This window comes from Treponema sp. R6D11, assembly GCF_054786075.1.
Window position 1 is genome coordinate 1 of record NZ_BDHD01000148.1, and the last position, 4493, is coordinate 4493.

General features: G+C 48.2%; 2 protein-coding genes and 1 pseudogene. 1 reads left to right on the forward strand and 2 read right to left on the reverse strand.

Annotation, left to right across the window (positions count from 1 at the left end):
- A pseudogene (locus ACYVTD_RS10095) lies at positions 1-236 on the reverse strand (exopolyphosphatase); the annotation flags it as partial.
- On the opposite strand from ACYVTD_RS10095, the gene ACYVTD_RS10100 reads away from it, so the two are divergent.
- Positions 226-903 carry an exopolyphosphatase gene (locus tag ACYVTD_RS10100; RefSeq protein ID WP_461247654.1) on the forward strand — a complete coding sequence of 226 codons (678 nt, stop codon included), beginning with the start codon at positions 226-228 and terminating at the stop codon, positions 901-903. The pseudogene ACYVTD_RS10095 and the gene ACYVTD_RS10100 overlap by 11 nt on opposite strands.
- On the opposite strand, the gene ACYVTD_RS10105 is transcribed toward ACYVTD_RS10100, so the two are convergent.
- On the reverse strand, positions 900-4448 hold the full coding sequence (locus tag ACYVTD_RS10105) for a transglutaminase domain-containing protein (RefSeq protein ID WP_461247655.1): 3549 nt from the start codon (positions 4446-4448) through the stop codon (positions 900-902). The genes ACYVTD_RS10100 and ACYVTD_RS10105 overlap by 4 nt on opposite strands.
- Between the last annotated feature and the right edge of the window lie 45 nt (positions 4449-4493).

Genomic DNA, 4493 nt, shown 5'->3' on the forward strand with positions numbered 1-4493 from the left:
GCGCCGCCGCCGTAATATTCATAAACTACCCTGGCGCAGCTTGGGGCGGGTCTGGAAACTCCCTCAAAATAGATGTTTTTCCCCAATCTTTCGGATTCGCTGGAGTGGTGGTCGAACCACAGCTTGCAGCCTTTGATGTAAGGAATATTCGCCAATATATCGTTATCCGTGGCTTCTATAAGCCCATCTTGAATATCTTTAGGATGTACAAATTTCCATTCATCAATGAGTCCCAAATATACTAAGAGCGCTCCGCAAGCCAGGGTAGTTTATGAATATTACGGCGGCGACGCCAAACTGGGGAAATTCGCGGAGATGATTCACTATGTGGACAAGGTGGATTCAGGCGACCTTACCCCCGATGAAATTTTAGACCCCAAAGGCTGGGTGCTTCTTGGCTTTATCATGGACCCGCGCACGGGCCTTGGCCGTTTCAGAAATTTTACAATCAGCAACTACGATTTAATGAAAGAGCTTGCTTTGGCGTGCACCGAAAAAAATATTAACGAAATCCTCGTTATGCCGGACGTAAAAGAAAGGCTGGATTTATACTTTGAACAGACAGAAAGCTATAAAGAGATGATTCTTAAATACGCCAAACCGATGGGCAACGTCATTATGATAGACCTGCGTAACGTGGAAACAATCTACGCCGGAAACCGCTTCTTTATTTACACGCTTTTCCCCGAACAGAATATTTCATGCTGGGTTGTGGACGGGCGCAATAAAGTTAACGTCGCCATTACGGTAGGGTACAGCATTATCAACCGTACTTCGACCGTGGATGTCGGCGCGCTTTTGCTCTATTACGGCGGCGGCGGACACAAGCAGGTGGGTACCTGCCAGGTTCCCTACGACGACGCGGACAAAGTCATCGCCGAAATCTTAGAGAAACTGCACTAATCAACAGTAAACACCCTATTCCTCAGAGACGCGGCTAGTTTGTAAAACTCGGCTTTTGTCGGTTCCCTTACCGGGAAAGAATACCGCAAAGTTTCCAATTCTCCCCTCGTATCAACAAGTTCGCAAAGCGCCGTGTAGCCGCTCTCCTTCGCGCCGTGAATCCGCACTGCAAGCCTGAACCTTGCGGTTATCGCCTCTTTCTTAAAACCTGCCCTTAAAAGCGCGGTTTCTAAGTGTTTGTTTTCTTTCGCGTCTTCTTCAAAAAATAAATCCAAATGTACGGGCAGTTTCATTCCGGCCTGATTCGGCGCCCCGCGGTTTAGCGCGAAAAGGTTTTCTTCGTTTTTTAACGCCTTGTGGCAGTCGGCGATGTATTCTCTTTCCCAATAGGGGTCAAATTCGCGCAGGGCTTTTTCTACAAGGTGTTTCCTGTTGAATAATACGCCTTCCTCGTAATCGTAAAAGGGAATCGCCGCTGGAATAAGGGCTGTTTCGAAAGTGCGGGCTTTGTTCAGGTAGGTAACGGCTCTGCGGGGATAATCATGAAAGGCATTGTAATATTGCGTAAGCGAATCAAGATGAATGTCGCGATTAACGCCGCTTACTGCGCCGCCGCTTGACGCGCCGCTTAACGTCGCTCCGTAGGCGTTTGCCGACGCAAGGCTGTATTTTCTGTAGAGTTTAAGGTTTACCTCTTTTTTTAGCATATACGAGACTGTTTTAAGCAAGGACGATATTTTTTCTTTTAGACTAGCCTTAGATAAAAAGTACTCGGTGTTCAAAAGGCCTAAATATATATCCGCAAGCGTTAAATGAATGTTCATTTTATAACGGTCGGGGTCTATGCCGAAATGCAGCATCCATGAATTGTTGCTGTCTTTTAGGCAGTCCTGCGCGTAGAGCCGCGCTTCTTCCAGCCGCCCGGACATTTGGTAAACCTGCGCCAGGTATAATTTTGAAAGTGGGGAAGTGTCCGTTTCATAAGCGGTCTCGTACTCTTTTTGGGTTTCTACAAGTTTTAAGCGGTGTTTAAGAATTTCACCAAGGGCAAGATGTCCCGAAGAGCGGTTATGTATTTTTAGCGAAGAATTAATCGCGTCCATGCAAAGATCGTAACGGTAAAAGCGCGACTCCAGTATCGAAAGGTTATACCACGCTATCGCCGTATATTCCTTGTCGTTCTTTTCTTCCCCCAGTTTGATGGAATTGTTATACCAGTCTTTGCTTTCATCGTAACGGTACATGTCGGAATAAATACTTCCGAGCGTCATGGATAAATTGGTATTAGCGCCCAACCTATCAACCGCCGAAATAAGAAGCCTTTCCCCGTCTTCAAGCCTGTGGACTTTAAAATACATCCAGCCGAGGTTGCCGATCGCCTCCATGTTGTTGGGTTCAATCTCAAGCGCGCGCTCGTACAGGCTTACCGATTCGGCGTTGCGGTTAAGGTAGCCCGCCGTCCTCGCCAGCCTGATAATGACGGGCGCGTTGTTAGGAAAAATATTTTCTACCTTTTTGTACTCGTCCCACGCAAGGCCGTAAAGCGAGCGTCCGTAATAAAGGTTTCCCAACGACCAGGAAAAACGCCCGTCGTCCGGGAATGTTTCAGAGCCCTTTTTGTATAATTCTATCGCCCTCTCCCAATTTTCCGAATAGTCGGCGTCGGAAGCTTCCTTGAAAAGAGCGTCCGCGCTTAACGCTGCTTGCTGCGACGACTCTGCCTGCGACGCTGCTTGCTGCGACGATTCCTGCGCCGTAACGATTTGTGACGATTGCGAACTCGCGATAAGCCCGATTAAAAGAAAAACTGTTAACATTCTTCCCGGCGAAATTACGGACAAGGGAAAAATCCACGATATAACGCGCCGCAAAAGCGGGACGTTAGCGTTGTAAGAAGAGCGGAAAAGTTGATAATTCGCACATTGCAGTTCAAGTTCCTGTTTGGAGAACTCCGGCGCGAAACGGGCGGCGGCTGCGGAATTGTATAGCGGATAAATGCCGTCGTAAGCGCTGTTAATCCGCGCCGCCCATTCCGATTCGGCTAAGTTGCCGCTCCGCCGCACACCGGCAAGGCGTAACAGGCGGCGGGCGTGTTTGAAAAGCAGGATGGAGCTTTTCCTTGGGTTTCGCGTAAGGAAGACGGAAAAGTACAAGCCGCAGCGAATGTAAAGGGAGAGGAGAACCAATATGACGGCGAGCAAGGGCAGGCGGTTGTTTCGCAAAAGAACAAGCGCTTTTTTAGCGAATGAGTTTCCGCCCGAAAAATTTTCGCTTCCGCCTAAATTTTCTTTCGCCTTCATGCTGTAGCGGTTTTCTAGGATTTCGCGCATAAGTTTTTCAAAAAGGGAGGGATCTACACCGGCCGAAAAACGGAATTCTTCACCTTCGGCAAGATTTTCCGTGGTGGGATCAAATTCGATCCAGCCGTATCCCGGGAAAGCGACTTCGACCCACGCGTGCGCCATGTCGGAGCGCACGGGGTAATAATCCAAAGTGTTGGTATCCTGTTCGATAAAGAAACCGGCGGACAGTCGGGCGGGAATTCCCAAGGAGCGCAGGAGAAGCGTCATGGCGAAGGCGTAGTACGAACAGTAGCCTTTTTTTGAATGGAAGAGGAACCACCCAAGCTGGTCCCCGTCCGGCGCGATGCCGGGTTTTAGGCTGTAAGAGTAATCGCCGTTTTTAAGGTAATTGTACACGGTAACGACTTTTTCCGTGTATGTAATGCAGTCTTCCGTTATTTCTTCGGCAAGGGAACGGAGCCTTTCATCTTTTCCGTAATCGGTATAAATCTTAAATTCATCTTCGATTAATCCAAGCTCTGAAATTTCCGGCCAGTAAATGGTGCTTATATAAAGAACATCGATATCCGCGTCGCTTACAAGACTGCTCACGCCGTAGGCGGACTTGAAAGACGAAGCGTCCCAATTTTCATAAGGAATAATCAACACCGGCTCTTTCATGCCGATAAAAGCGTCGTTTTCCGCGTTTACCAAAAAATATTCCTGCATCGAAAGACGCGCGTCCTTAAACGCGGGAGGGACAAGCAGGGCTGTGCTTGATGGAAGTTTTTCAGGGTGCGTTTTTTCATCAAGTTCTTCTATTTTATAAAAGCCGTTTTTCTTACTGTAACCGGAAAGCACGGAACGGCGCAGAAAGATGTGGTTATCGTTTTCTTTTTTTACGATTAGGATTAAATCGTCATTTACGGAAATTTCCGGATCAAGTTTTAACAGTTTGGAAAAATCATAGCTGAAGAATTTCGGCTCCAAAAGGCCGCCGCCCATTTGCGCCGCCTGTTCCTGAACCGGTCTTATGAACAAAACACCGCCCGTTCCAATAATTACAACAAGCGCGGCTAGAGCCAAAAGTTTTTCTTTTGCCCGCAGTTTTGTTTCGGGAGGCGTGGAAAAGAGCAGGGCGAGCGCCAGCAGTAAAACGACCGCGCCAAACAGGACAATCATTACGATGGGAAAGCGGTAGATTTCTATGTTCCCAGCGCGCGCCACGCTGTAAATGAAAATCAGCAGGGAAGCGTCCGCCACGACCGCCCCCCTTAAAAATTTCCGCGAGCGGAGGGCAAAAAAAGT

Excerpts from the sequence above, each read along its gene's own strand:
- ACYVTD_RS10100 (WP_461247654.1), top strand. The coding sequence starts at position 226 with ATGAGTCCCAAATATACTAAGAGCGCTCCGCAAGCCAGGGTAGTTTAT.